This is a genomic window from Corynebacterium sp. ACRPJ, from assembly GCF_022347345.1.
GTDB classification, from domain to species: Bacteria; Actinomycetota; Actinomycetes; order Mycobacteriales; family Mycobacteriaceae; genus Corynebacterium; species Corynebacterium tuberculostearicum_D.
The window spans coordinates 1-2,513 of record NZ_JAKRNC010000031.1; the positions used below are offsets into that span (position 1 = coordinate 1).

A 2,513-nucleotide genomic window follows, 5' to 3' on the forward strand; every position below is an offset into this window, starting at 1 on the left:
TTGCGGCTTCACGCCGGTACTCCGGCGTGTATTTCTTGCGCTGTTGACTCACAATGAACATCCTCTCCTACGGACACAAGATCCGCACAAATAGGGTGTCCACTACTCGAGGGTAACCTCAGTGGCGCTATCGCAGGTTAGCGTTAGTGTGGTGGTGTTATCGGGGTTGTAGTTGATGCGCAGTCGTGGTTCGGGTTGTTGTTCTTTGTCTTCGGGGCGCAGGTGGGTGTCGATGAAGGTGCGGATGAAGCGGCGTAGGTCCGCGTCGGTGGGGACGGTTTGGTTGGGTGTGGTGGGGGTGAGGAAGTCTGCGAGTGCGGCGTCGATGGCTTCGAGGTGGTCTGGGTTTTTGTCTAGGCGGGTGAGTTCGCGGTCGATGATGCGCAGTTTGGTCAGGTCGAGTATCCAGTGCTGTCCTTGGACTTCGGTGACGAGGGGTAGTTGGCGCATGCGGAAGTGGGCGCGCAGGAAGCCTAGGAGCTTGTGGTAGGAGATGCCGAGGTCTTTGGCGAGGCTGGTGAGGCTCTGGTCGACGTCGTCGTCTAGTTGGGGGAGGATGGCGCGGTAGAGGAACCAGGTGGTTTTGCGTGTGTAGGTGCCGGCTTTGCCGATGTGGTTGCCGGGTGCGTTGGTGGTGTAGAACGCTTCCGGGCTGTCTTGGTCTCCATCGATGTCATAGTCCGCGTCGGGGTGGTCGCCGATGAGGAGGGTGTCTGGGTAGTCGAGGCTGGTATCTGGTTCGGGCGGGGCAAGTGTGGCAGTCATAAGCAGGACACTCCAGCAGAGAAGAACAGGGTTAGTATGTATTTTCTAACGAGTGCCTTTATAGTATCCCGACTGGTGGACATGTGGCCCCTGTGGGGGTGTTTATGTTCGAATAGGATACCCTAAATCCGCAGGGATCCCGAGAGTCCCACCCCACACATTAGCGGGGGTAAAAGCAAAGGTTTAGGGTTGGGCGGCGTCGGCAAGCTGGTTGCGAATTTCAGGGCAGTCAGCAAACTTTCGCTGTAGGCGACCTAAGAAGTCCTCAAATGAAGCCGGGTCAGCTACCTTCTGAACTTTCCCGAGCAACCCATACGCTTGGTCGCGACCAAAGGCATCTTCTGTTTCCAGCTTCTCCTCGATACGCTGCATAAGAACGGGAATGGTTTCGACCGGCAGGTGCGGAAGAAGTAGTTCTGCCACATTGCGTTGGAGCCCGGCGTCCGAGGCTGTCGCCCATGCTCGTTGCGGATCGCGTAGGCACTGATACTGAAACATTGCAAGATCCCAGGGCTTATCGCGCAGCCGAGCCTCGATGTGCTCCACTGCGCTATCCCCCACCGCCGCAAAAAGACCTTTCGCTGTCGAAAGCGTTGGAAACGCGTCGAAAACTCGGTCATTGACGTAAGGGCTGCGGTGAGGAAAATGGACGTCGGTAATCGCGGCCCAACCACCAGCAATGTTGAACGTTTCCTCAGCGGGAAGGATTCGCATCGCTTCTTCCGAGTACGTGTAAGCAAGGTCGAACCGGCCGATCTCCGAAAGCCCGCTAATGAGCTGCTCATATCCGTCCGTGTGGGTACGAAATACCTCCTCGACAGAACCGGAAAGCACCGCTAACCGACGACCGACATACTCACCCTGCGCACGCTCGCGCAGCTCTTTGAAGCCTTCAGACCCTAAAGCCTGCGCGTACTGTACGGGGTCGATATAAACCTGCTCCGCATACGGCGACTCGAGAACGCCCAAAAGCCACTCGGCCAAGCGCAGACCGTCAACCTGGGCCAATTGGGCGGCCTGAGGTAGTTCCTGGGCCAAGCGCCCCGCGCACCAGATCACGGACCTAACTGGATCATTAACCAGCGGCAACTGTAGCAGAACCTCTTCTAGCGCCCGTTGTGCAACCGGGAAGATATCGTAAGGCTCTATTGACTTGACGCCTTGGATGGTCAGGTGTTGAGGCTCATCAATTGCCACATTCAAAAGCACACCCGCCTGCCACACCTGGTCGGCGTACGCCCGTGAATCGTCGGGGTCAGTCAGATTCAAACCGGAGGGGTTTACAAGGGTGTTGGTTGCTTCGTCAAGCGTCTGCACTACTTCTGGCATTCCTTTAGATCCGCGAGAAACTCCTTCAGCGTTTCCGTAAGCTCCCATATTTGGTTACGCTCCTCCTCAAACATGCGGTCAACCAGGAAATCCACGCCGGCCAAATCATCCGGATGCAGGCTGTCCAAGTAAGCCAGCAGCTTATCGACGCCTTCGAGGCCAAGAATTCCTTGCTCGACCTGGTCCGCCACATAAGAAATTTGCTTTTGGTCCATGGTGAGGAGAATAGCAAAACATAAAAAGAAGGAGACGGTGGTTTGCCGTCTCCTTCTTATTGTTTCTGTATTTTGTTGTGTTTTTGTTGTTTGGTGTCGGCGGTGACTTACTCTCCCACAACCTCCCGGTTGCAGTACCATCAGCGTGTGCAGGCTTAGCTTCCGGGTTCGGAATGGGACCGGGCGTTTCCCTGCAGCTATTGA

Annotated in this window: 3 protein-coding genes and 1 rRNA gene; all 4 read right to left on the reverse strand. The window is 56.1% G+C overall.

All coding sequences use genetic code 11. The features are described 5' to 3' along the window. Nucleotides 1–102 precede the first annotated feature (102 nt). Nucleotides 103–765 carry a hypothetical protein gene (locus MHY08_RS11540; protein WP_239236775.1) on the reverse strand — a complete coding sequence of 221 codons (663 nt, stop codon included), beginning with the start codon at nucleotides 763–765 and terminating at the stop codon, nucleotides 103–105. A 183-nt stretch (nucleotides 766–948) separates the two neighbouring features. Further along, a complete protein-coding gene (locus MHY08_RS11545; protein ID WP_239236776.1) occupies nucleotides 949–2,082 on the reverse strand; it encodes a hypothetical protein in 1,134 nt (377 codons plus the stop codon). Continuing rightward, the gene (locus MHY08_RS11550; protein ID WP_150851690.1) at nucleotides 2,082–2,309 is read right to left on the reverse strand and encodes a tRNA 2-thiouridine-synthesizing protein; all 228 of its coding nucleotides are present in this window, start codon (nucleotides 2,307–2,309) and stop codon (nucleotides 2,082–2,084) included. The genes MHY08_RS11545 and MHY08_RS11550 overlap by 1 nt, the downstream gene beginning before the upstream one ends. Before the next feature lie 94 nt (nucleotides 2,310–2,403). Further along, a 5S ribosomal RNA gene (gene rrf, locus MHY08_RS11555) occupies nucleotides 2,404–2,513 on the reverse strand; the annotation flags it as partial.